The sequence below is a fragment of the Mycobacteriales bacterium genome (assembly GCA_035533475.1).
GTDB lineage: Bacteria > Actinomycetota > Actinomycetes > DATLTS01 > DATLTS01 > DATLTS01.
On record DATLTS010000015.1, the window covers coordinates 72,608 to 96,763 of the forward strand.

At 71.5% G+C, this 24,156-nt stretch carries 19 protein-coding genes and 1 tRNA gene; 11 read left to right on the forward strand and 9 right to left on the reverse strand.

From position 1 onward, the window contains the following. Positions 1-53 precede the first annotated feature (53 nt). A complete protein-coding gene (locus VNG13_02575; protein ID HVA59405.1) occupies positions 54-4,031 on the reverse strand; it encodes a S8 family serine peptidase in 3,978 nt (1,325 codons plus the stop codon). A gap of 118 nt (positions 4,032-4,149) precedes the next feature. Between VNG13_02575 and VNG13_02580 the strand changes: the two genes are divergently transcribed. Beyond that, positions 4,150-4,761: a class I SAM-dependent methyltransferase gene (locus VNG13_02580; protein ID HVA59406.1), complete on the forward strand. Its 612-nt coding sequence runs from the start codon at positions 4,150-4,152 to the stop codon at positions 4,759-4,761. 321 nt (positions 4,762-5,082) lie between these two features. Continuing rightward, positions 5,083-5,523, forward strand: coding sequence for a hypothetical protein (locus tag VNG13_02585; protein ID HVA59407.1), 441 nt, complete (start codon positions 5,083-5,085; stop codon positions 5,521-5,523). Positions 5,524-5,603: 80 nt separating this feature from the next. On the opposite strand, the gene VNG13_02590 is transcribed toward VNG13_02585, so the two are convergent. The 5 genes from VNG13_02590 to VNG13_02610 form a co-directional block, all read right to left on the reverse strand. Continuing rightward, positions 5,604-6,137, reverse strand: a complete 534-nt coding sequence (locus tag VNG13_02590) for a GNAT family protein (GenBank protein ID HVA59408.1) — start codon at positions 6,135-6,137, stop codon at positions 5,604-5,606. Between the two features lie 60 nt (positions 6,138-6,197). Further along, positions 6,198-7,043, reverse strand: a complete 846-nt coding sequence (locus VNG13_02595; GenBank protein ID HVA59409.1) for a G1 family glutamic endopeptidase — start codon at positions 7,041-7,043, stop codon at positions 6,198-6,200. A gap of 342 nt (positions 7,044-7,385) precedes the next feature. Further along, on the reverse strand, positions 7,386-8,816 hold the full coding sequence (locus VNG13_02600) for an AarF/ABC1/UbiB kinase family protein (protein ID HVA59410.1): 1,431 nt from the start codon (positions 8,814-8,816) through the stop codon (positions 7,386-7,388). Positions 8,817-8,893: 77 nt separating this feature from the next. Next, positions 8,894-9,922 (reverse strand): ThiF family adenylyltransferase, encoded by a 1,029-nt coding sequence (locus VNG13_02605; GenBank protein ID HVA59411.1) that lies wholly within the window; start codon positions 9,920-9,922, stop codon positions 8,894-8,896. A gap of 137 nt (positions 9,923-10,059) precedes the next feature. Beyond that, positions 10,060-10,212: a DUF5679 domain-containing protein gene (locus VNG13_02610; GenBank protein ID HVA59412.1), complete on the reverse strand. Its 153-nt coding sequence runs from the start codon at positions 10,210-10,212 to the stop codon at positions 10,060-10,062. Between the two features lie 138 nt (positions 10,213-10,350). On the opposite strand from VNG13_02610, the gene VNG13_02615 reads away from it, so the two are divergent. Both VNG13_02615 and VNG13_02620 read left to right on the forward strand, forming a co-directional pair. Next, positions 10,351-11,148, forward strand: coding sequence for an enoyl-CoA hydratase-related protein (locus tag VNG13_02615; GenBank protein HVA59413.1), 798 nt, complete (start codon positions 10,351-10,353; stop codon positions 11,146-11,148). Positions 11,149-11,518: 370 nt separating this feature from the next. Beyond that, the gene (locus VNG13_02620; protein ID HVA59414.1) at positions 11,519-12,034 is read left to right on the forward strand and encodes a M48 family metallopeptidase; all 516 of its coding nucleotides are present in this window, start codon (positions 11,519-11,521) and stop codon (positions 12,032-12,034) included. A gap of 220 nt (positions 12,035-12,254) precedes the next feature. Here the strand turns inward: VNG13_02620 and VNG13_02625 are convergent, their stop codons facing one another. Further along, positions 12,255-13,514, reverse strand: a complete 1,260-nt coding sequence (locus VNG13_02625; protein HVA59415.1) for a zinc-dependent metalloprotease — start codon at positions 13,512-13,514, stop codon at positions 12,255-12,257. Positions 13,515-13,563: 49 nt separating this feature from the next. Here VNG13_02625 and VNG13_02630 point away from each other — a divergent pair, with 49 nt between their 5' ends. After that, positions 13,564-14,616: an NAD-dependent epimerase/dehydratase family protein gene (locus VNG13_02630; GenBank protein ID HVA59416.1), complete on the forward strand. Its 1,053-nt coding sequence runs from the start codon at positions 13,564-13,566 to the stop codon at positions 14,614-14,616. Between the two features lie 75 nt (positions 14,617-14,691). Beyond that, positions 14,692-14,895, forward strand: a complete 204-nt coding sequence (locus VNG13_02635; protein HVA59417.1) for a hypothetical protein — start codon at positions 14,692-14,694, stop codon at positions 14,893-14,895. Positions 14,896-14,899: 4 nt separating this feature from the next. Here the strand turns inward: VNG13_02635 and VNG13_02640 are convergent, their stop codons facing one another. Both VNG13_02640 and VNG13_02645 read right to left on the reverse strand, forming a co-directional pair. Beyond that, the gene (locus tag VNG13_02640; GenBank protein ID HVA59418.1) at positions 14,900-15,094 is read right to left on the reverse strand and encodes a hypothetical protein; all 195 of its coding nucleotides are present in this window, start codon (positions 15,092-15,094) and stop codon (positions 14,900-14,902) included. After that, entirely contained in the window at positions 15,091-16,194 is a 1,104-nt protein-coding gene (locus VNG13_02645) for an RNA polymerase sigma factor (protein ID HVA59419.1), read from the reverse strand. The genes VNG13_02640 and VNG13_02645 overlap by 4 nt, the downstream gene beginning before the upstream one ends. 161 nt (positions 16,195-16,355) lie before the next feature. Between VNG13_02645 and VNG13_02650 the strand changes: the two genes are divergently transcribed. The 5 genes from VNG13_02650 (at position 16,356) to VNG13_02670 (ending at position 23,860) form a co-directional block, all read left to right on the forward strand. Next, entirely contained in the window at positions 16,356-16,928 is a 573-nt protein-coding gene (locus VNG13_02650; protein HVA59420.1) for a hypothetical protein, read from the forward strand. Between the two features lie 51 nt (positions 16,929-16,979). Beyond that, positions 16,980-18,023 (forward strand): S16 family serine protease, encoded by a 1,044-nt coding sequence (locus tag VNG13_02655; protein ID HVA59421.1) that lies wholly within the window; start codon positions 16,980-16,982, stop codon positions 18,021-18,023. 63 nt (positions 18,024-18,086) lie between these two features. Continuing rightward, on the forward strand, positions 18,087-20,888 hold the full coding sequence (locus VNG13_02660) for an ATP-binding protein (protein ID HVA59422.1): 2,802 nt from the start codon (positions 18,087-18,089) through the stop codon (positions 20,886-20,888). Next, positions 20,885-23,737: a UPF0182 family protein gene (locus tag VNG13_02665; protein ID HVA59423.1), complete on the forward strand. Its 2,853-nt coding sequence runs from the start codon at positions 20,885-20,887 to the stop codon at positions 23,735-23,737. Before VNG13_02660 ends, VNG13_02665 begins: the two co-directional genes overlap by 4 nt. A gap of 46 nt (positions 23,738-23,783) precedes the next feature. Further along, positions 23,784-23,860 (forward strand) — tRNA-Met (locus VNG13_02670). Positions 23,861-24,156 lie beyond the last annotated feature (296 nt).

Here is a 24,156-nt window from a genome sequence, read left to right on the forward strand (position 1 = left end):
ATGAGCAGTTTCACCGACTTGTCGACCGAGGCGTCGCGCGTTCGTCACGCAGGTCACGGCCGCCCGGGCCGGCCCCGGCGACGCCGGCGCCGGCTCAGGGCTAGTCCCGCAGTGAGCAGCGCCACCGCGGCACCGGGTAGTGCCGTCCCGCCACCGGTAGCGGCCAGCGGGGTGGTTCCGTTAGCAGTCTTCGGTTGGGCCTCGCCGGTAGTGGTGGGAGCTGTGGCGCCTGCTGCCGCTGACGGTGCGCAGGTCAGCGATGGTGTCCCAGGGGCGTCGAGGTTGCTCGTGTTGAACAGATCGTGGTGTTCGCGGGGCCACGGCCCGGACGGCGCGCAGGCCGCGGTGGGGGTCGACCACACGAACAGGTTCCCTTCGCGGGTGCCCGCGGCGAGCACCTGGGTGCGGAGTGACCCCCAAGGTCCGTACGACGGGGAGTTGACCATCCAGCCACCGGTGAACTTGGGGAAACCGGGTGCTTCGTTGCCCGCGGCGTCGATCGCACGAAGGTCGTAGCTCGCCGTGCCCTCCACGATGTAGGGGGTGGTGTCGCCCCCCACGTCGGCCACGGTGGGCTCGACGATGAACTGCAGGTCATTGACCACCCGGGGGAACAGCGGGTCGAAATGCCCGGTGGTGGTGCTCCACGCAGCTATCTGGTTGTCGTGCTGGAGTTGGTCCGCGGGCAGGGCCGCGTCCAGTGCCTTGCCGACACTCGCCGCGGGTGCGATGAAACTCACCCCGGGGTCGAGCGGGCCAAGCGGAGCGAATGTGGGCATCCCCACGGCCGGCAGGCTCGGGAAGTCCAGCGAGTTGCCGGGCACAGTTGGCTCGGTGTCGAGCACCAGCGCCTTGCCGTCCGGACCCTCCCCAAGGTAGGACCGACCCTGGGGGGTGAGCAGGTACCCGGGGCCGACGCTCGTCATCACGCCCGTCACCAACGTCTGGTTGCCGCCGAGGTCGGCGAGCACCGGGCTGCCACCGGTGCCGTCGGCGACGTCGGGCAACAGCCCCTCGTCGAGGTCGGCGATAGCTGCCGGCCAGCCCGGCAGGTATGCGCCGCGGCCGGGGAAAGCCGGTTGGCCCGGTGCCCCGGCCGCCGGCTTCGTGTCGGAGCCGGTCGGGGCGATGGCGTAGACCCGGCTGTTGCCGGGGCTCAGTAGCGGCACCTGGGCCAACGCGGCGAAGGCGGGCGAGGCGACGCTGATGTTGGTGTTGCCGGCGTATTCCTCGTTGGACCCGACGACTACGTCCGGCGGGCCGCTGCCGCTGAGCTTCCCGATCGCCGGGGTGTCGACGATCTTGGTGCCCTGCCCGTTCTGGGCCGACGCCAGGAAAGTCACCTGGTTCGTCACCGGGTTGACCGATGCGATCTCGGTGGGGTCGATGACCAGAACCGGCCACCCCGGCACCGGCCGTCCGTCCGGCTGCCAGGCGTAGACGTGGCGGTCCATGGCGCCGACGACGATGTCGAGGCGCCCATCACCTTGCAGGTCGGCCAGCGCCGGGGCACCCACGATGCCGAACAGGACCCGGTTGGCCCGGTTGCGGACCGCGGGCCCGGAGTAGGCGGGGTCCAGCCCGACCGGGAATCCGGGGAGCAGCCGGCCGCCGGCGGTCCAGGCGTAGACGTGCCCGGTGTAGTCGCTCACCACCACGTCGGGTGCGGTGCCGGCGGCGTTCGCGAGATCCCCGACCGCGACCCCGCCGATGATCGGGCCATCGGGCCGGGCGGTGACCGCACCGCTGGTGTAGGCGGGCTCCCCGGCATGCACGGGCAGCGGTTGGGTGTACACCGGCCAGCCTGGCAGCTCCCTACCGTCGGGCAGGTAGGCGTGGATCACCCCGTCGGTCGTGGCCACTAGCAGCGCGTCTTCGCCGCGGGGTCCGATCGGGGCCAGCGTCGGCGGGGCGTCGACCGAGGCGCCGAAGTGCACCGGGAAACCGGCCAGCAGGCTCGGGTCGGAGTGCAGGTATTCGGTTCGGCGGTCCATCCCGACCACCCCCCGGTTGTCGACGGTCACCAGCCGCAGGGTGAAGCTGAACTTGTCGCGGTCCGGTCGGTCCGCGGTGCCCACCGGCCCACCGGTAAAGGTCGTTCCGGCCGGGAAAATCGCGGCGATCGCGGCCAGCGGGACGCGCGCCAGAACGCCCTCGCGCCGGGCGGTGCCGGCGCCGTTCGCAAGGAGGTGCCAGCTGCTCGGCGTCGGGCTGGTCCCGACGCCGACCTCGAGTTCCCACCGATAGGAGCGGGCCCGGACCGCCGCCACCAGACCGGTCACGGTGAGGCTTTGTCCGGGGGAGTAGGTCTGGAACCAGTCTCCGGGGGCATCAATGGACGCCTCCGGGGGGATCTGGGCACTCGCGGTCGCGCGCAGGATCTTCCCGGCGTCCATCCGCCCGTACCCGGTGTACATGTCGTAGGCCGGCTGGCTGGGGTAGCGCACCGTCGGGTAAGGGAAAACGACTGCGTTGTTGTCCGGCGGTCCGAATGGTGGCGCGGCGGTCTGAAAGTCGATGGTGTCGGCATTCATGGTGACCAGCTGCGCCACCTCATTGGGTGACAGGGCCACCGGTGCGCCGGCCACGGTGCGCAGGCCCGGATATGGCGCCAGCCGGCCGGCCTGCAGCAGCTGTTGCGCTTCGGATTCGACCAGCCCCACGATGCCACCGGTCTTCCCGGTTGCCTGCGAGGAGCACGAGTCGCTTTCCACGGTCACGTCCACGTTCGCGCCGTAGTTCGTGCAGCCGTTGAGGTAGAGGTAGCTCGCCGGTTCCATCACCGCAACCCCACCCTGCGACGTGGCCTGCGTCGTGCTGTTCACCACGATGGTGTGCGGCAGGTAGCCCGGCAGGTTGTGGTGCTCGGCCTCCTCGTCGGCCGCGCTGGCGACGATCGGCACACCATGCGCGAGCGCGTAGTTGACCGCCTGGCGGGTCACCGTGGTGATGTCCAGGGTGCCGAGCGCCTCCTGGATGACACTCGCCCCGGAGTCCACCGCGAACATCACACCCTGCGCGAAGTCATCGGAGACGGTGATGAAGCTGTCCCCCACCCGGATTGGCAGCACCATGCAGTTCGGGCAGGCGCCAAGCACCTTGTTCAGACTGTTGGCCGGCCCGGCGGCATCCTCGGCCTGACCGGTGCCATGGCGGTAGAAGACGTCGTCGTCGGGGTTGTTGGTGTTGTCCAGGAAGTTCCACCCGGCGATCGCCTCGGTGAACCCGGCTGGTCCCTGGTGCCCGTAGTACCAGCGGGAGCCGACGGTGCCGAACGTGCGGATCAAGTCCATCGGCGAGATGCCGGTGTAGCCCGACCCGTTGTTGTGCGCTGCGTCGGCGCAGAAGTAGGGCCGGGCGATGCGCGGGTCGCCCGCATAGTCGACGACGTTGAACACGCCGTCGCTGTTGAGGTCGTAAGGGTCGGTGTCGGCCGCCGAGCCACCACCCGCTGCCTTGGTCCGGCCCCCCGGGTCCTCCGGTACCGGGAGCGCGGCCCGGTTGAGGTAGATCTTGTCGACCACCCCCGGGTCGCACCACTCGATCCCGGAGTCGGTGATCGCGATGACCGTCGTCGGCTGGCCGGTGCTGACCTGCCAGGCCGTGTCCACGCTGTTGCCCTCGACCCCGCACAGCTCCTGCGGATTGCGGTAGAGCGTCGGATCGCTCGATCGGGCGCTGGTGAGCTGCCAGTTGTCCCCGCCATTGTCCCAGTTCGCCGGCCGCTCGGGCACGACCCCAGCCGGCGTGTGCAGGTAGGCGGAGTATGCCGTCGGATCAGTTCCCCGCGGGGCGGATGGCCAGGGGAACGTGCCGGTGGCGCTGCGGGTCTCCCCGTCCGGAGCGTTCGGATCCGTCGGCGCTCCCGGGCAGCTCGCCGGGCGGTTGCTCTCGGATCGGACCGGCGCCTTCGGCGGCGCCGCGATCACGGCCCTGACCGGCGCGGCCCGGGCCGCCGTCACGGCGGAGGGGACAGTGAGCACCCCCAAGACGAGCCCTGCGGTCAGCAACCGGCGTGGCGGCACGATCATGGCAACCCCCGACGCCTGCCTGCGGAGACCCGCACGTTACCGCCGCGGCCGCTGCGGCGACGGTGGCCGGGCGTACCCGCCGCCCGCGCCCGCGTTTTCGCCATTAGATTTGATTCCAATGGACCAGGCCGCTGAGCACTGGGAAAGCGTCTACGGTTCCCGGGCCTTGGACGAGCTGAGCTGGTTCCAAGCGTCCCCGGCCGTGTCGCTGCGCTTGTTGCAGCAGGCCGCGCCGCAGACCGGCTCGGTCATCGACGTCGGGGCCGGCGCGTCGACCCTCGCCGACCTGCTCGTCGAGGCCGGTTGGGCGGACGTCACGGTCCTGGACGTTTCCGCATCGGCGCTATCCGCGGTCCGGGCCCGCCTCGGCCCGCGCGCGGACCGGGTTTCCTTCGTCGCTGCCGACCTGCTGTCCTGGCAACCTCGGCGCAGCTATGACGTCTGGCACGACCGCGCCGTCTTCCACTTCCTGGTCGCGCCGGCCGACCAGGCTCGCTACGTCGCCTTGGCCGGTCGGGCCGTCGCGACCGGTGGCGCGCTGGTCCTGGGCAGCTTCGCCGCGGATGGCCCGACCCGGTGCTCCGGATTACCGATCACGCGTTACGACCCCGAGACCCTCGCCGATGCCTTTGCCCCGGCCTTCCGGCTGGAACACGCCGAGCGGGAGGAGCATGTGACGCCGGGTGGTTCGATCCAGCCCTTTTCCTGGGTCGTGCTCCGCCGCCGGTAGGCGGGTCCAGCGGGTCGCTGCCCGCGGGGTTGACCTTCACGCGCCGGCGGGTGCCTTCCGGCTGGGTCGCCGGCGGATGAGCGGCAGCCCACGGCGCTGAACGGCCGCCGTTCCGGATCGTCGCCCCGTGCCGTCGTCCCGTGCCGGATGTGACCCGGGCCGGCTTCAGAGCGAACTGAGAGCGGGTTCTACGGGCACGGACAGCCGCCCGGCCCAAGGTGAACTCACCAAGCACACCGAGTCCGGAAGGGGACGAGCACGATGACCGAACAGCAGACAGCTCCCAGTGGGCGGCGATCACGGCGCGACAGGCGCGGCAAGGTGGCGGCGATCGGCCTGGTGGCGGCCGGGGTGGCCGCGGGCGGGGTGCTCGCCTCCACGCTCACGGCCGCGGCCGCCACTTCGGATCCCACCCAGGCAGCCGCGGTCCAAGCCACCGCAGCGCCGGTCGGGCCGCCAGGCTGCCCGGGGCATGCCCTCGCGAAGAGCGGGACGGTGGCCGCGGTAGGCACCAACACGGTGTCGATCAAGACTAGCTCCGGGACGGTGACCTACGGGGTGACCAGCGCGAGTGACGTCGACAAGAACGGCGAGGCGACGTTGAGCGCCCTCAAGGTCGGCGACGCCGTGCGGTTCAGCACCACGACCTCCGGGGGCGCCACCATCATCGCCAGGTTGCATGCCGGCAACGAGGCGCTAGACCGTCCGGCGGGTGGCCCGGGGCCGGCCGGTGGGCCACCGGCAGCGGGGAGCAGCGCCTGATCGTTGACCCGCGAATGCCCCGAACGGCTGCCGGTGAAATACGGAAGACCCGGCGCCGCCGGGGCATTCGGGCGCTGGCCTCAGCGCGCCCGCTCGGGCGGCGCCGGGTCCTCTCGGAGCCGGCTGTAGAGGACCAGATCGCGCCATTGTCCATTGCGGTACTGGGCATGTCGGAGGATTCCCTCGCGGGTGAATCCGGCCCCCTCCAGGGCCCGCTGCTCGGGCACGTTCTCCACGTCGGTGCCCGCCTCGAGTCGATCGACCAGCGTCGTGCGAAACATGTAATCGGCCAGCGCAGCCTGAGCGGTACGGCCGTAGCCTTTGCCCCGGTGTTCGGGGAACAGACTGATCCCGATGTTGAACGCCCGGCAGGCACTGCTCGGGCCGTGCTGGACGGCGAACCAGGACACCTCCCCGACCAGGGTGGCGTCCTCGGTTTCGACCGCCAATACCCCGTGATCGTCGCTGATCAGCCCATCGGCGTGAAAGCGGCGCTCGAACCCGTTGCTCGGCCGGTGGCCGAACCAATCCCATGGATCGACCTCGGCGGAACGCCCTCGGGTCAGCTCGGGTAGGTCCTCAGCGCGAACTGGGCGCAGCCGGATCGGGGGCACCCTCGCAGGTTAAGGCAACCGTAGGCAGCGGGACCCGACCGGCTCGTCGCCCCGCTTCGGTCAGCCGATCGGGGCCGGGCAGCGCAGCGCATAGGCGCAGGAGTCGAAGCCGTCGCCGCGCCGGTCCAGGGTCGAAGGCAGCGCCTCGCCGGGCAGCCCGGGGGCGGCGCCGAGAGTGATGCTCACCGGGTGCCCCTGCGCGATCTTGCGGGACACGCCGTTCACCGCGAACGTGTTGCCACCGACGAAGCGCACGGTGCCCACGTTGGCCAGCGTGGTCTGGACGACGAGGGTCGGGGCCTCCAGGATCCATTCGGCGGAGGACCGGGTCGAGGCGTAGCCGACCGGACGCGTCCACGACCAGCGACCGCGGTCGCTGAGGCTGATCAGCCACGTGCCGGGGCGCAGCTGGCGGATGTTGACGCCGATCTGGTCGCCCGGGCGGACCGCGCAGCTGCGGTCCCCGGTGCAGTTGGCGATCTGCTGCTCTCCGGCGGGAAGTGTCTCGATCCACGCGTAGTAGCGGGGGCCGAGCAGCGAAGAGTTGGGCAGCGTCGACGTGCCGACACCGGCCTGGATGAGGTCGCTGGTGTTGTACCCGCCGATGCCGGTCCAGATCGCGGCGAAACCCGCCGGGAGCGCGCTGACGGCGGGGACGACGAAGTTGGCGGACACGGACGTGATCGCCTGCCCGGCGGCCGGGAGTACCGCGTAGCCGGACCAGTTCAGGCTGGCGACCGCGGCGTCCTGCCGAGGCAGGGCGGCGTTCAGGTTCCGCGGGACCAGGACGTGGCTGCGCGGCAGCGCCCGATGCCCCGTCGGAGTGGCCGCGCCAGCCGCGAGTGGGGAAATGGCCAGCCCGACTCCGATGAGGGAGGTCAACACGGTCCGCCGATGCATGCTCATCCTCCCCTGGTCGTCTCGGGTCGTCTGGACTGCTTCGGCCCCGGCGGCCCGGATCCCTGCCCCCGACTGGGTGAATCCCGAGACCCGTCCACGATATGGTGACATGTCGGGGACCATTTTCGGGAACAGTCGGCGCGCGCGCTCCGTTCCGAGGGCCGGCCGCGAGATAGCGTCGGGTGTGTGCCGGCGAGCTGCGCGTGGTGCGGGGCGCAGGCCAAGGACCCCCCGGTGACCTGGACGGTCCAGCACGACGAGCGGGGCGTGACTTGGCTTTGCGAACGGTGCACCCGGGAAACCCTTCGTTCGATCGAGAGTCAGCTCAGTAGCGACTGGTGGTGAGCGTCAACCGGTCTTCGGTCGGCGCGAACGCGCCCTGGGCACGGCGGGTGTCACGGCCGTAGCGCTGTCCTCCGGGGTGGGGATCGCGACTGGCGGGTCCACCCGGCGCACGCGACGTCGGGGGTGCTCGGCGAAACCGGGCAGCCACTGGCGCATCTCGGCCCGGAACGGGCCACCCGCCCCCAGCTGGCAAAGCACACCGACGCCGCCGAGCGTCACCCGGTGGACCAGCAGATAGGTCGGCGGCAGGTTGAGTTGCCGCCCGAGCTGCGCGGCCGGCGAGCGCGGGTCGCCGAGCCGGGCTGCTTCGGCTCGCAACCAGCTCCGGCTGAAGCGGAAGGTGTCCTCGGCGACCGGGGTGAGCAGCGGGCGCAGGTAGTCGAGGACGGCATCGGCGTCTATCTCGATCGAGGCCTTGATGAACCCTTCGGCGCGCAGCCCGGCAAGCACGTCCTGGGCGCGCCCCTCCAACGCGAGCCGGGCCAGGCGGCCGATCGGCTCCGGCAGCCCGTCCGGCAGCCGGTTCACCGCTCCGTAGTCGACGACCCCGAGCCGGCCGTCGGGAAGCAGCCGGTAGTTCCCCGGGTGCGGGTCGGCGTGCAGCAGGCCGACCCGAGCGGGACTGGCGAACAGGAACCGTAGGTAGAGCAGGCCGGCACGATCTCGTTGCGCGAGGCTGCCATCGCTGATAACCGTGGACAGTGGCGTTCCGTCCATCCATTCCGTGACGAGGACGCGCTCGGCGTGGGTCACGACGGGAGGGACGTAGATGTCGGGATCACCGGCATAAGCCGCCGCGAAAGCCGCCTGCGAGGCCGCTTCCAGGGTGTAGTCGAGTTCCTCGGCTACCCGTCGCTTGAGCTCGTCGAGCAGGGGTTTGACGTCGAGTCCGGGCGAGAGCACGGCGAAAAGCCTCGCTACCCGGCTCAGCTGGTTCAGGTCGGAAAGCAACGCCGGGCCGGCACCGGGATACTGGATCTTCACGGCTACTCTGCGGCCGTCGTTCCACGTGGCCTGGTGTACCTGGCCGATCGACGCGGCCGCGGCCGGGAGATCGTCGAATTCGCGGAAGTTGTCCCGCCAGTTCGGACCGAGGCCTTCCGCGAGTACCCGATGGACCGCGCCCGGCGGCAATGGCGGCGCGGCCTCCTGCAGCTTGGTGAGAGCTGCCCGGTAGGGGCGGGCGAGGTCCTCGGGCAGCGCCGCTTCGAAAATCGACAGCGCCTGGCCGAACTTCATGGCGCCGCCCTTGAGCTCGCCAAGAACCCGGAAGATCTGGTCGGCCGTGCGGCGCTGGAGCTCGGCGGCGACGGCCTCAGCCGGGCGCCCACCCAGCCGCTTACCGAAGCCGAGGGTGGCCCGGCCGGCGACGCCCAGCGGCAGACTGGCCAGCTTCACCCCACGCGTCAACGCGTTGCGCGGGATGTCGCTCACCCAGTCATCATGCCGGGTCGCTGGGTTCGGTCGGTGATTCGGTAGGTGTTGATTCGGCCGAACGTGGCGGCGGTCGTCTAGGCGTTCACCTCCGCGCAGCCGCAGGCCGGATGCCGGCGCCAGGAGCGGCGCCGGATCGCTGCACCCGGCCCGATCTCCAGCGTGCCGTCCAGCGTGGCCGGGGCGACGCCGTCCAGATGGGACAGCACTTCGCGGGCGGCGAGTCCGGCGCAGAGGTGGGCGAGCACGACGTCGCACGGTTCCGCGGCTGGCGGATCGCGGCGCGGCCCGGACAGCTGCGCGGCCACGAATGGCCAGCACGGATCCCGGTCCGCCCGGATGAGGTCGAGGCAGCGCTGGCAGGCGGAGCGGCCGGGACGGACGAAGGGGCCGACCCTCGCGGTCGTCTCCCGAACGCTGGCGTAGAGGTGGGGCACGCCGCGGCGGACAAGGTCGGCGGTCGGGTCAAGCTCCGGCGGGTCGGCGATCACCACGACGTCGACCGGCGATCCCGGGTCGACGATCACGCTCTCGGACACCGTGGCCAGCCGAGCGTGGACCGCGCTGCTACGCGAACGTCCGGCATCCTGGGTAGTCAGGCCGGCGGGAGCGGCGTCGGCGGCTCGGACCGGACGGGGGTCCTCGACGCTGACCCGACCGACCGCGGCGGCGGCGAGCAGGGTGGCGATCGGGGCCCCGACCCGCCCGGCGCCGACGACCCGCACGCTGGCGTTCCTTCGCCGGCTCAGCGCAAGAGCCGGGTCGGGGTGGCTGAGGGAGAGCGCGGCGACATCGGGCCCGAGTCGGTCCCGCTCGATGAGCGGCAGGGTGGCGATTGCATCGGGACGGGCCGACGTGTCTGCCATGGCTCCGGCAGCGGACAGCAGGGCGAGGACCCGCCGCGCTTCCTCCGCGGGGACGCCGCGCTTGGCGGCTGCCTGGACAAGGTCGTCGAGCTCGTGGGTGCCATCGAGCCGGTCCAGTAGCTCAGCGACGGCTGGGCCGATGCCACCGACCACGACCGCGTGGGCGGTCTCGAGCCCGAACTGGACGGTCTGCTCGTCGCGCCAGAACCGGCGCAGACCGGGATGCACGGCGGGTCGCATGACTCTCCTCGACGCGGGGGGTGTCGCGCGAGCGTGTCAGCAGCAGCGCAGTGATCGTGCGGACGGTCCACATGGCAGCGTTGCCAAGCAGCCTGCGGGGCGGTGCCAGGTGCCGGCACCGCCCCGCAGGACGACGGCTACGCCTTGCCGAGGATGCGGTTCATTTTCGTGCCGCACACCGGGCAAAGACCCTGTGCCATTCGACGCCCGGACTCACTCACCCGGACTTCGCCGTCGAACGTCCGCTTCTCCTTGCACTTCACGCAGTAGCCCTCATAGGACTCGGCCATGCGGATCCTCCTTCGGTCTCCTCCGCAGCATGCGGGCTCAACCGGGGGCCACATTACCGGTCGGAGGGTCTCGGACCGTGGAGGAGGGGCCGCGACATACGCTCAACTTTCGATCATTCGCCCAGCGCAGGAGGTTCCGTGACCGAGCGTGCGCCGCTGTCGGTGGACCGTCGGGACGACGGCGTAGTGCTGCTTACCCTCGCGCTGGCCGAGCGACGAAACGCCATGACCGCCGAACTCACCTCCGCTTGGGTGGGCGCCGTGGCGGGGCTGGCGGGCGACCCCGGGGTGCGCTGCGTCGTCGTGACCGGCGAGGGCAGCGCGTTCTGCGCGGGCGGCGACCTGTCCTGGATCGCCGAGTCGCCAGAGCTCACGGTCTCCGACCTGCGGGACCGGATGCTCACCTTCTACCGGTCCTGGCTGGCAATCCGCGAGCTCGAGGTGCCGGTGGTCGCCGCGGTCAACGGGCCGGCCGTCGGCGCCGGCCTCTGCCTTGCCCTCGCGTGCGACCTGCGCTACGCAGCCCGGGAGCGGGCGGTCTTCTCCGCGCCCTTCACCCAGCTGGGCATGCACGCGGGGATGGCGGCGACCTGGCTGCTTCCGGAGGCCGTTGGGGTGACCCGAGCCCGCGAGTTGCTGTTCACCGGACGCCGGGTCGGTGCTGACGAGGCGCTGTCGATCGGGCTGGTGCACGGCGTCGTGGACGACGACGCGCTGCTCGCCGAGACCTTGGCGATAGCTGCTCGGATCGCCGCTGCCGGTCCGTTGGCGACCCGGCTGACCAAGGCTGCCCTGGCCAGCGGCGCCCATCGGTCCTTCGACGAGGCGCTGGCGTGGGAGGCGCTCGCCCAGCCCGTGACGATGGCGACCGCTGACCTGCGGGAAGGGCTCGCAGCCCAGCGGGAGAAGCGGCGGGCTGTCTTCACCGGTCGGTAGCGATCCTGGGCCACGGCGGATGCACCGGGACGCTACGAAGCCCCCGGACCGGCTGACCATTCGCCTTCCCCTTGCGAACGGTCACCCTGCACCGGGGGCTTCGACGCTTGTCGACGCTAGGACCGGCCGATGGGCGAGTCAACGCTGGGCCGCGATGCCCTGTGGACGAACCTGGGGACGTGGTGGGGATGACCCGCTGCGTAATTGTGGATAACCCGGGACGCCACTGTGGATGACCGGCCGGTACGGCCGTCGAAAGCCCTGTGACCTGCGCCGTCTTGGTCCACGGGCTGTGGACGGAAGAAAGTCGGCCACCGTGGCCGGGTGGGCACCAGGAGCGGGCCGTCGGGGCGGTGTTTAGGTTGTCGACATGCAGGAACCCGAAGTGACCGTCGTCCGCAGCCGGCGGCGCACCCGAACCGTGTCCGCCTACCGGGAAGGCGGCCGGCTGATCGTCCTCGTCCCGGCCCGGCTCAGCGCCGCCGAGGAGGCCCATTGGGTGGCGCGGATGACCGAGCGGCTCGCCGCACGGGACCGCCGCGAGCGACCAGGCGAGGGGGAACTCGCCGAACGCGCCGAGCGGCTGTCCCGCCGCTACCTCGACAGCCGTGCGCGGCCAGCCTCGGTGCGATGGGTGAACAACCAGCAGGGCCGCTGGGGCTCCTGCACCCCGGTCGACCGGACGATCCGGCTGTCCCGACGCTTGCTCGGAATGCCGAGCTGGGTCATCGACTACGTCCTGCTCCACGAGCTCGCCCACCTCCTCGAAGTCGGCCACGACCCTGCGTTCTGGGCGCTCCTGGACGGCTTCCCGCGGCTCGAACGGGCCCGCGGGTACCTCGAGGGCGTGGCCGCCACGTCCGGACTGGACCTCTCTGACGGGTAGGTGCCGGCACGGGCGCTCGCCCAAGATCGGTAAGCGGTGAGTGGGCGATCGTGCAAGATCTCCACGCACCGAGTGGGCGGTTTGCCCCGGGAAAACCGCCCACTCGGCGTGACGGCGGGCCTAGCTGTGGGGTCAGCGGTTCCCCTGGGGCTGTTGGGGTGCATGGGGCTGGCCTGGGGCGCGGCTGGGCCCCAGGCGCGGGCGCGGGCGCGGGGGAGCGCTAGCCGTCCCCCGGTGGTTCCTCGTCGGTGAGGGCGGACAGGTCCAGCGCTGACGGACCCCCCGCGCCGCCGGCCCGGTCGGCGAATCGGGTCGGGTCGTCGAGGTCCTCCGGCCCCGGCAGCAGGTCGGGATGCCCCCAGATCGCGTCCCGGCCGTCGACCCCCCGCGCGGCCGCCAGGGACGCCCATAAGAGCGCCGCATCGCGGAGGCGGCGCGGTCGCAGCTCCAACCCGACCAGCGTGGCGAAGGTCTGTTCGGCCGGGCCGCCGGCGGCGCGCCGCCGGCGCACGCTCTCCCGCAACGCCGCCGCCGCCGGCAGGTGTTCTCCGGCAGCGGCACCGACCACCTCGTCCACCCAGCCTTCGACGAGGGCAAGGGCGGTCTCCAACCGCCGCAGCGCCGCCTGCTGGCTCGGGGTCGCCTGCGGCTCGAACAAACCGCCCCCTAGTACGCGCTGGACGGCCTCCGGGTCGGAAGGGTCGACCTCGCGCATCGCCTCCTCGAGGGCCGAGGTGTCGATGGTGATCTCCCGGGCGTAGCGCTCGACGGTGTCGAAAAGGTGGGCGCGCAGCCACGGCACGTGCTGGAACAGCCGGTGGTGGGCAGCCTCCCGCAGGGCGAGGAAGATTCGGACCTCCTCCTCGGGGATGCCGAGGCCGGACCCGAAACCGGCGACGTTGACCGGGACGAGCGCGGCCCGGCCGGCGGGGCCGAGCGGCAGCCCGATGTCCGTCGCGCTCAGGACCTCGTTCGCGAGCTGGCCGAGGGCCTGCCCGACCTGCGCGCCGAACATCACCCCGCCGACCTGGCGCATCACGCCGAGCAGCGGGCCGGCCATCGCCTGCATCTCCTCGGGGAGTGCCCCGCCCATGGCCTCGACCACGCGGGATGCGACCGGGTCGACGAGCGTCGTCCAGGCCGGGAGGGTCGCCTCGACCCACCGGCGGCGGCTCCATGCCTCGGACGCGGTCACCCCCGACGGCAGCGTCGTCACCGGGTCGAGCCAGTGGTCGGCGAGTTCGACCGCGGCGGCGACCCGCTCGGTGTCGCCGGCTGTGGTGCCCGGATCGGAAGCTCCGGCCGCCTGGAGCGCGGATTCCCGCGCGAGCTGCCAATTCACCGGGCCGGTCGTGCTGGAGAGGAGGTCGCCGAGGCGGTGCAGCGCGGCCCCGAGGTCGGGCGCCGAACCGCCGAAGAGTGCGGCGAACGGGTTGTCCTCCGGCGGGCCCGCCCCGGCGCCGCCTTCGACCTCGCTCACCTGCGCACCCTCGACCGCATTCCCCCACGGTAGCCGCGAAGATATGGGGGTGCAGAGCCGAGGCGTGGTGGCCGTGACCGGCGCCGCCGCGGGGCTCGGCGCGCAGCTGGTCGAGCGGCTCGCGGAGCGGCCCGACGCGGGCCGGGTCGTGGGCCTGGACACCGTCCGCGGGCACCTCCCGCAGGTCACCTGGCGGATCGCCGACGTTCAGGATCCGTCGCTGGTGCGCAAGCTCGCCGGCATCGAGGCGCTCGCCCACCTCGCGCTGGACATGTCGCCGGACACCCCCGCCGCGCAGCGCCGGGAGCGCAACGTGCGCGGCGTGGAAACTGTGCTCACGGCGGCGCACGCGGCGGGGGTTCGCCGAGTCGTTCTCTTAACGAGCGCCACGGTCTACGGGGCCCTGCCCGACAATCCGGTCCCGCTGACCGAGGCCTCCCCGTTGCGGGCCACTTCCGACCGGGGTCTGGTGGGGGACTGGCTCGCGATCGAGCGGCTGGCCCGGCGGGCCCGGCGCACCGACCGCGGGATGGTGACCACGGTGGTCAGACCCGCCGCGCTGGTCGGACCGGGCGTGGACACGGCCTTCACCCGGCAGTTCGCCGCCCCCCGACTGCTGATGGTCAAGGGCAGCCGACCGCTCTGGCAGTTCTGTCATGTCGACGACCTGGTCGAGGCGCTGATTCTCGCCACGCTCGGTGCGGTGACCGGCGACGTGACCGTCGGCTGCGACGGCTGGCTCGAGCAGGGCGACGTCGAACGGATCAGCGGCCTGCGTCGGATCGTGCTTCCGGCGGCCGTCGCGCTGGCGGCCGCGGAACGGCTGCACCGGCTGGGGGTGACCCCGGCGCCGGCCAGCGAGCTCGGCTTCCTCACCCATCCCTGGGTCGTCTCCTGCGACCGGCTGCGGGCCGCCGGCTGGACCCCGGCCCACGACAACGAGTCCGCGCTGACCGACCAGCTGGCCGGGATGGAGGCGGCCGGCGGCCGGCGGATCGACAAACGGGAAGCCGCGCGGGCGGCCGCCGGGGCGACCGTGGCACTTGCCGGCGCCGTGGCGATGGCCCGGGCCCGGGCTGCCCGCCGGCGCCGGCACACTTGATCGACTGGGCAGCCCCGCAACCGCGACGTACAGTGAAAAGACCGCAGGGATTCCCAACAAACGCGAGGCGAATCGATGTCCGGCGTGGCGTTGCCCGGCCAGGGGATCGCCGTGCTCGCGTGGACTCTGACGCTGCCCGTTGTGTTCGTCGCGCTGGCTCTCCTCTTCGTGTGGTGGCGGGGCCGGCCCCGCCGGCCGGCGAAGGCGGTCGACTCGGTGGCCGAATACCAGCGGTTCCGTCAGGCCCTGGAGACCGCGGAACGCCGCGAGGTCAACTGACCGGTCAGAACCAGACGCAGGCGATGTAGTGGGAGTTGCCCTGCGGGTCGGTGTTGCCGAGGCAGACGTACTGCTGGCCCGGACCGATGTGGGTGACCCCGGTGCCGGGAGCCGGCTGCGTGGTGTCGGCGAAGGCGAACCCGCCGCCGAGGCCGACGAGGCTGGTGAGGGTCGCGAGGATTACGAGGCGGCGCTTCATCGGTGGGCTCCTGACTGGGTCGAGCAGCGGGCGACGGGGGTGTTCACCCAGGTTTTGCCGCAGACGTCGCCCTTGTCCGCGAGCCAGTACTGGCCGACGACGGGCAGCGGCGGCCCGACGGTGATCTTGACCGCGGGGTGCGGGGTGCCACAGTTGAGCCCGGCCACGGTTCCGTTGACCCGGCCGCAGGTGGGTACCCGGTCGAGCGGCCCGGAGGGGCGGGAGAGCGGGGTCGTTGAGGAGAAGGAGACAGTGTCCGCGCGGGTGGGCTGAGTTCTCGAGGCGCCCGGTTGGGTGTTCGTGCGGTCGGTCGGGGCGAGGCGCATCTGCGTGGGGCTCACCGCGAGCGCCGCGTGCGCGGATCCACCGGGGTGCCCCGGGATCAACATGACCCCGCCGAGGGTGAGGCCGGCGAGGGCGAGCGGCAGCGGACCGGCGACGGCCCGGGCGACCCGGCGGAGGCGCCCCACCGCGTGGAGCCCGGTCCGCCACGGGGCGAGGACCGCGGCCAGGCCGCCGACCGGGAGCGTGCCGCCGCGGGCGGCGTACTCCCGGCGAAGCGCCTGCCGGCCCCGATGCAGCAGGGAGCGGACGGTTGGCTCGGTGATGGCGAAACGCTCGGCGATCTCGTCGTAGGACAGGCCTTCGACCTCACGCGCCCACAGCACGGACGCCTGCCGGGAGGGCATCGCCTCCAGGGCGTCGAGGGCGGCCCGCGCTTCGTGACGGGCGACGACGATGTCGGCGGTGTCGCGGCCGACTCGGGCGGTGGCCGGCAGCTCGGCGACCGGGGTCGAGCGGCCCCGGACCCGCAGGCGGTCGATGACCAACCGGCCGGTGACGACGGTGACCCAGGCGTTGAGGTCGTCCTCCGTGGCGAAGCCCGGCTCGTGCTGGCAGGCGCGGAGCAGCGCCTCCTGGACGCATTCTTCGGCTTCGTGGCTGTTCTGGAGCCGGCGCCGGGCGTAGCGCAGCAGCCGCGGCTGGGCGCGCCGCAGCACGGTTTCGAGGTCGTCACCGGGAACCGAGGGGACCGCCACGAGCGGGGGCCGGTTGGGCGACTCGGCTGGCAGGGGGGCCAGGTCTGGTGCGCTCGTCATGCGACCTCTCCCGACGGGGGAGCTGGGACCGCCCGCCACCGTCTCAACGGTAGAGCAGGTCGAACGTTTCGGTCACCCGGCCCGGGTCCGAATTGTTCCGCATCCCGGATCGCCGGCCCGCCGGCTCAATTCGACGTCCCGGGCTGCCGATCCTTGTTGCGATGAGCACGTCGCCGAACCCCGACGCGAGGCAGGCCGCAATGGAGCACGTCGTCTTCTTCCCCAGCCCCGAGGGCGTCCCCGCTTTCCGACGCTTCGGCAGCGTCGACGACGCGGTGCTGTTCGTCGAGACGCTGCGCAACGTCGATGGCGTCAGTGACTTCTCGGTGCATTCGCTCACGCCGGTGCCGCTGACCGTCCGCCAGTATTTCCGGGTGGAGGTCCCCAGCGAGACGGACCCCGCGCCGGCCGCGGCTGTGGTCGCGGGGCCGCCCGTGGTCGACGTGCCGGTTCAGGAGTCTCCGGTTCAGGAGTCTGCGGTTCAGGGGTCTGCGGTTCAGGAGTCTCCGGCCGAAGCGGTGCGGCCCGAGCCGGCGGCCGCGGCGCAGCCGGTCGCCGAACCGGCGGCAGAGCCTGCCGTCGACCCGGTTGTTTCCTTCCCGGCGCCGGATTTCCCGGATGTGCCTGTTGCCGCGGAGACGATCCTCGCCGGGGCGCACGGTCACCACTCCGGCGCGGCGGATGGTGACTCCTCGGCGAACGGCAAGCGCGGGCTCGGCTTCTTCAACCGCTGACCCATCCTCCGCGCTGCCGCTCATCGACCGGCGGGCAAGTACGCTGCGCGGATGCCCCGCCGGACCCAAGCGCTGCTCGTCTCCGTCGTGGCCGCGGTGGCGCTGTTCGTCGTCGCCTGGCAGTTGCCGGTGCCGTACGTGGCGCTCAGCCCCGGTCCGACCTTCGACACCCTCGGCGTGCAGCCGGGCAGCCAGACGCCGCTCATCCGGATCCAGGGGCGCCCCACCTATCCGACCCGCGGTCACCTCATCCTGCTGACCGTCGGAGTGAACGGGGGTCCCGGGGACGAACTGAACCTGTTCCGGGCGATCGCCGGTTGGTTCAACACCAAGGATCTGGTCCTGCCTGAACAATTCGTGTTCCCGGCCGGGCAGACGCCCCAGCAGGCGACCCATCAGCAGAGCCAGGAGATGAGCCAGTCCCAGCAGGACGCCATGACCGCGGCGCTCTACCAGCTGCACGTGCCCGGGACGGTGTCGATCGAGACGGTGGACCCGGCCCAGTCCGCGTCCGCGGTGCTCCAGCCGGGCGACGAGATAGTCACGGTCGACAATCAGCCGATCCATTCGATCGGCGACCTGCTCGACGTGGCCAAGGGTCTCCGGGTGAACCGTTTGGTCGACATGGTCGTCCGACGGGACGGCCGGATCGTGCGGGTCGGCGTGAACCCGACGACCGAAAGCGACACCGCCGACTACCTGCCGATGCTCGGCTTCACCCCGGCCGAGACCCCCCTGCCTCCACTCAAGATCACGATCGATCTCACCAACGTCGGCGGACCGAGCGCGGGCACGATGTTCGCCCTCGGGATCATCGACAAGCTCACCCCCGGCGGGATCAACGGCGGCCTGACGATCGCCGGGACCGGGGCCATCGGGTACAAGGGCGACGTCCTCGAGATCGGCGGGATCAAGCAAAAGGTTTTCGCGGCGCTGGCTGCCGGCGCCACCGTGTTCCTCGCGCCGACGGGCGAGTGCCCGGACGCCGCGTCGGTCGCCCCGCCGGGACTGCGGGTGATCCCGGTGGCGACGCTGTCCGCGGCGCTCGCCGACCTGGCCAGCCTGGCCCGCGGCGGCCCGGTGCCGCACTGCTGAGTCCGGCGCGCCCCGGCTGCTAACCGGGCGGTTCGGGCGAACCGCTCCCGTACCCTCGCGGTCATGGAGCCGGCTGTCCCGTTCGCGCTCCTCGGCGTGGTCCAGCTGCTCGCCCTGGCTGGTTGGCTGGGGCTGGCGGCGGCCGCCCTGTTCCCCCGGCTATGGCGGCCCGCGACCCCGGTGTTCGTTGCCGGTGCGCTGATGCTCGCGGTCGCGGAAGGTTTCACTGTCGCGGACTTCGGCGCGGCATCGTCCCGGCTCATCCCGGTGCTCCGGGCGGTGGGTTTCGCCCTGCTCGCGCTCGGCCTCGCGGCCGGGGTGCCGCAGCCGCGGACCCTGCGGGCCGCCCCGTCGGTTGCGCCCGCCGGTGTTCTCGGTGTCGTGGCGCCGCTCGGGGCACAGGTCGCAGCGGCGGTCGCGTCCGGGATCGCCGGGATGGTCGCGGCAGCGGCGGCGCTGCGCGGTGGGACCTCGCGGGGGGAGCGGCGCGACCCGCAGCTCGGCTGGTTGCTTGCGGGCGCGTTGGGGCTGGCCGCCGCGGCGGCCCTGGTCGGGGCGGGTGCCCGTACCTCCTCGACGATGGCCACGCTCGAGCTGGCGCTGCGGGCGGCCTCGTCGCTCATGGTTTTCGCGGCCTGCGGATGGTTGGCCCGCGGCAGCGTGCTGGCCAAGGTCGTGGTCGCGATCCTGGTCGGCGTAGTCGTCATGGCGGCCGGCGCGGTCGGAGTGGTCGGGACGAGCGTCGCGGATGCGGTGACCGGCCAGCAGGCGGCGGCGTCGCTGAAGGCGGCGGTCGGCGAGCGACTGGCGATCCAGGCGACGGCCGGTCAGGCGTTGGACCAGGCCGGCTTGGTCAACATCTGCGTCCAGAAGGCATCGGCCTCCGGGTGCGGGGCGTTATTGCAGACGCTTGCCGTTCAGCCGGCGTATTTCGCCGCGGTGATCGATCGCAGGCACGCGGCCCAGCTGATCGTCGACGTGCACGACCGGGTCGGCCCGGCGGGCACTTTGGCGTTGCGGGTGCTGGCCGCCGAGCCGGCGGTCACCCAGGCTCTGCTGCCAACGGGGGTATGCGCGACCGCGGTGGCCCTGCTGCCAACCGAGCCCCCCGCGCTCACCGCGATCGGCATCACTCCCGGCCCCAACGGGTGCACCCCGTCGAAGGCCGGCGGCGTCTACGCGGGCGTCTACGCCATCCGGTTCACCGACGCCGACGCGGCGACGATCCGCAGCCAGATCGCGTACGACGTGACTTTTCTGGCGGACGGGCAGGTTCTCGCCACCGATCTCCCGGGGGATCAGCGGCCGGCAATTCTCGCGGCGGCCGCGACCTTGGGGTCCCACGCCCTCCCGGCCGGCGGGGTGACGGTCCTCGGGCAGGGCTCCGCGCCGACGGTGTCCTTCGTCCCGCTTCTCGACGGCGGCCCGGACGACACGCAGGTGGGCGTGCTCGCCGTCTCCCAGCCGGCGGCGCAGCTGATCGCCCCCGAGCGCAGCGTGCTGCGCCGGCTGTTCCTCACTTCGGTCCTCGTGCTGCTGGCGGCCGCCGCCTTCGCCTTCCTGCTCGGCCGCCGGGTGGTGGACCCGGTTCGCAAGCTCACGCTGGCCGCTCGACAGGTTCGCCGAGGGGACCTCGAGGTGACTTCCGGCGTCGCCGGCCGGGACGAGGTGGGCGCGCTGTCCCGAGCTTTCGACGCGATGACCGCGTCCCTGCGCGGGATGACGGCCGACCTTCGTTCCGCGGCCGCGGCCGAGGCGGCGCTGCGACTTCGTCTCCAGACCGTGCTCGACTCGATGGCCGACGGGCTCGTGACCGCGGACAGCGCGGGCCGGGTGAGTAGCCTCAACCCAGCCGCCGCTGCGCTCCTGGACTCCGAGCCGGCGCAGGTACTCGACCGGCCGCTCCTCGAGGTGGTGGATGTGCGCGACGCTGCTGGTGCCCCGCTGCTCCAGGCGGGCGCTGACTCGCTGGAAGCCGATGGTGCACTGCACCGGGCGGACGGCCGCCCGGTGCCGGTCCGGGTGGCGGTGACCCCGCTCGTGGGCGCCGTCGGGGAGCAGCCGGGTGTCCTCGTCGTCCTGCGGGACACGACTCGCGACCGGGAGGTCGAGCGGATGAAGACCGAGTTCCTCGCGAACGTCAGCCATGAGCTGCGGACGCCGCTCACGCCGATCCGCGGGTACTCCGAGCTGCTCGCCCGGCGCAAGGGTCTCGCGGCCAAGGAGACTGCCGAGTTCCTCGGCGTCATCCACTCCTCCAGCCTGCGTATGCAGCGGGTCGTCGACCTGCTCGTCGACGTCGCCGCGTTGGAGGCCGGCCGGATCGAACCGGTTCGGCGCCCGGTTCGGGTGGGCGCCTTCGCCGACGAGTGCCTGGCCCGCTGGCGGGCCCGGTGGCCGGAGCGCGCCGCGGATTTCCGCCGGCGGATCGCCGCCGGGCTTCCCGAGGTGGACATCGACCCCGGATGGATCGGGAAGGCCCTGGACGAGCTCGCCGACAACGCGGTGAAGTACACGCCGGATCGCACGCCGATCACCATCGTGGCCGCGGACGCCGGGGGACGGCGGGTGCACATCGGCGTCCGGGACGCCGGTCCCGGGATCGCGCTGGACACGCTTCCCGGGCTGTTCGCCGACTTCTCCCAGGCCGACGCGTCGGAGACCCGGCGGGTGGGTGGACTGGGTCTCGGCCTGTCTTTCGTTCGCAGGTTGGCGGAGGGCTTCGGGCTTGGCTACACCGCGAGCAGCGAGCCCGGCCGCGGCTCCGAGTTCGCCCTCGAACTGCCCACGGTCCGGCCGGCGTCGCGTGGGCGGCACCGGGCTCCCCCCCGTCGCCGCGCGGTGGGCACGCGGGGCACCAGGTGAGCGCCGCAACGGTCCAGTTCCCCCGGCCGCAGCTGTCCCGGCGCGCTCGGATCATCCTGCTCTCGCTGCTCGGCGTTGCGGTCCTCGTCGGGCTGTTCGTCGTCTTCACCGGGCTGTTCACCGACTGGCTGTGGTTCCGGTCCGTGGGGTACACGTCGGTGTTCGCGACGCGGCTGCGGGCCGAGTTGCTGCTCTTCCTCGTCGTCGGGATCGTCACCGCGGCCGCGGTCGCCGCGAACATCGTCATCGCCTACCGGTTGCGACCGAGGATGTATCCCGACTCCCCGGAGCAGGTCCAACTGGATCGCTACCGGCAGGGGCTCCACCCGTTCCGGTACGTCCTGCTCGGGCTGGCCAGCGTGATCATTCTCGTAGCGACCGGGTCCGGGGCCTCCGCCCGCTGGCAGACTTGGCTGCTCTGGCGACACGGCGTGCACTTCGGGGTCATCGACCCGCAGTTCCATCGCGACGTGTCCTACTTCGCGTTCACCTATCCGTTCCAGCGATTCGTGCTCGGCTCCCTCTTCACCATCGTCGTGCTGAGCATCCTCGCCGCCGCGGCGATGCACTACATCTACGGATCGCTTCGGCTCCAGACCCGTGGAGAGAAGGTCAGCGCGGCCGCGCGGGCCCACCTTTCGGTGTTGCTCGGCATGTTCGTGGCCCTCAAGGCGATCGCGTACTACCTGGACCGTTACGGCCTGGCCTTCTCGGGGCGTGGTGTGGTCACCGGGCCGTCCTACACCGACGTGAACGCGGTGCTACCGGCGAAGACGATCCTGCTCGTGATTGCGATCATCTGCGCTCTGCTGTTCTTCGCCAACGCGCTGGTGCGGAACTGGACGCTGCCCGCGGTCGGCTTCGGGCTCATGGTGCTTTCGGCGGTGGTAATCGGCGGCCTGTATCCGCTCATCGTGCAGCAGTTCTCGGTGCGCCCGAACGAGTCGGTGAAGGAGCAGCCCTACATCGCGCGCAACATCACCGCGACCCGGGCCGCATACGGGCTGACCAATGTGGCCGAGACGCCGTACCTCGGAGTCGCGCCGGCGAGCGCGGCGTCGATCGCCGCATCGACCGGGATCGTGCCGAACATCCGCCTGCTGGACCCGAACGTGCTCCAGCCGACCTTTGAGCAACTCCAGCAGATTCGGGCGTATTACGGCTTCCCGGCCACCCTCGACATCGACCGGTACACGATCGGCGGCAGCACCTCGGCCTATGTCGTCGCGGCCCGGGAGGTCGATCAGAGCGGGTTGCAGCCCGACCAGCGAAACTGGATCAACGAGCACCTGGTCTACACCCACGGGTTCGGATTCGTCGCGGCCCCGGCCGACCACGCGAATGCCGATGGCGCACCGGCGTTCAGCGAGCGGGACATCCCGCCCTCGGGGCCGATCCCGATCAGCCAACCGCGGATCTACTTCGGCGAGCTGTCGCCGAAGTACTCGATCACCGGGACCAAACAGCAGGAGCTCGACTACTCGAGTTCCGGTGGGGCCAACCAGTACGACGTCTATCGGGGCAACGGCGGGGTTCAGATCGGGAGCTGGTTCCGGCGGCTGCTCTACGCGGTGCGGTTCGGCGACCGCAACATCCTGCTGTCCAGTTCGCTGACCAGTCAGTCCCGCATTCTCTACATTCGTGATCCGCTCCAGCGGGTTCAGGAAGTTGCCCCGTACCTGCAACTCGACAGCGATCCCTATCCGGCCGTGGTCGACGGGCGGATCGTGTGGATCGTCGATGGCTACACGACCAGCGACGGCTACCCGTATTCGCAGCGGGAAACGCTTGGCTCGATCGCCTCCGACTCCCAGTCCGCGTCGACCGACCAGGGCGGTCCGCCGCAGGACCAGGTCAACTACATCCGCAACTCGGTCAAGGCGACCGTGGATGCCTACGACGGAACGGTGCGGCTTTACACCTGGGACCCGACCGACCCGGTGCTCAAGGCGTGGATGCATGTCTTCCCCGGAACCGTGCTGCCGAAGTCCGCGATCCCGCCGGATCTCGTCCCGCACCTGCGATACCCGACCGAGATGTTCGAGGTCCAGCGCGACCTGTTCGCTCAGTACCACGTCACCAGCCCGAAGGACTTCTACACCAAGCAGGACTTCTGGGGCGTGCCGGCTGATCCGCAGAACCCGCAGGGCGGAACCCAGCCACCCGCCTACATCCTGGGCCAGCTGCCCGGGGACGCCGGTCCGGAGTTCAACATCATGTCCCCGCTGGTTTTCCGAGGCCGGGCAAACCTGGCGGCCTATTTCTACGTTTCCGGGGATCCCGCCGACTACGGGCAGTTGCGGGCGTTGGAGTTGCCGCAGACCACCCAGGTGAACGGTCCGCAACAGGTCGACGCGGCGTTCCAGGCCTTCCCACAGTTCTCCACCCAGAAGACGCTGCTCGACCAGGGTGGCTCGAGTGTGATCATGGGAAACCTGATCGCGCTGCCGATCTCCAACGGGCTGCTCTACGTAGACCCGGTCTACGTGCAGTCCGCTGGCGGCAGTTCCTACCCGCTGCTTCAGAAGGTGTTGGTTAACTACGGGAGCAACATCGGTTACGGGAACACCCTCGCCGATGCGCTGGACAGCCTGTTTGGGGCCGGTGCGGGCAGCGGGGCCGCGGGCTCCGGTTCGACCGGGGGAGCGGGGGTAACCGGAGCGGTGTCGGCCCAGCTCGTTCAGGCCTTCCAGCAGGCCGAGCAGGCGTACCAGGCCGCTCAGGCCGCCCTGGCGAAGGTCCCGCCCGACTTCGCCGGCTACGGAACCGCGGAGCAACAGCTCGGCGCGGCCCTGGCCCGGATCAACGCCCTGCTCAAACAGGAGCAGAAACCGACGACGAAGAAATAGCCGGGTTGCCGGGGCCTGGGGGGCCCCGTATAGTGGGGTTTACCGACGCGGGGTGGAGCAGCTCGGTAGCTCGCTGGGCTCATAACCCAGAGGTCGCAGGTTCAAATCCTGCCCCCGCCACCAAGTAGGTGCGTTTTCCGCGCCTCGTTGCGTATGCACAGGCCGCTGACCAGCATGTTTGGTCGGCGGCTTCTGTGTTTGTGGGGACAGTTTGTGGGGTCCTACTCAACTTCTGCGTATGCAGGGTGGGCAGGGCGCCAGGGCACGGGCGGGCCGACACGCTGCGGGTTCGCGCATCGAGGTGCGGGTGAACGAGGCGCTGCATTGGGCACGCCTTGTGCAGCGCCATGCAGCTGCACTACTCAATGCCTTCGAGAGCTCCACACTCTTCGTGGGGCTGGCGCTCAGTTGCCGAGCCG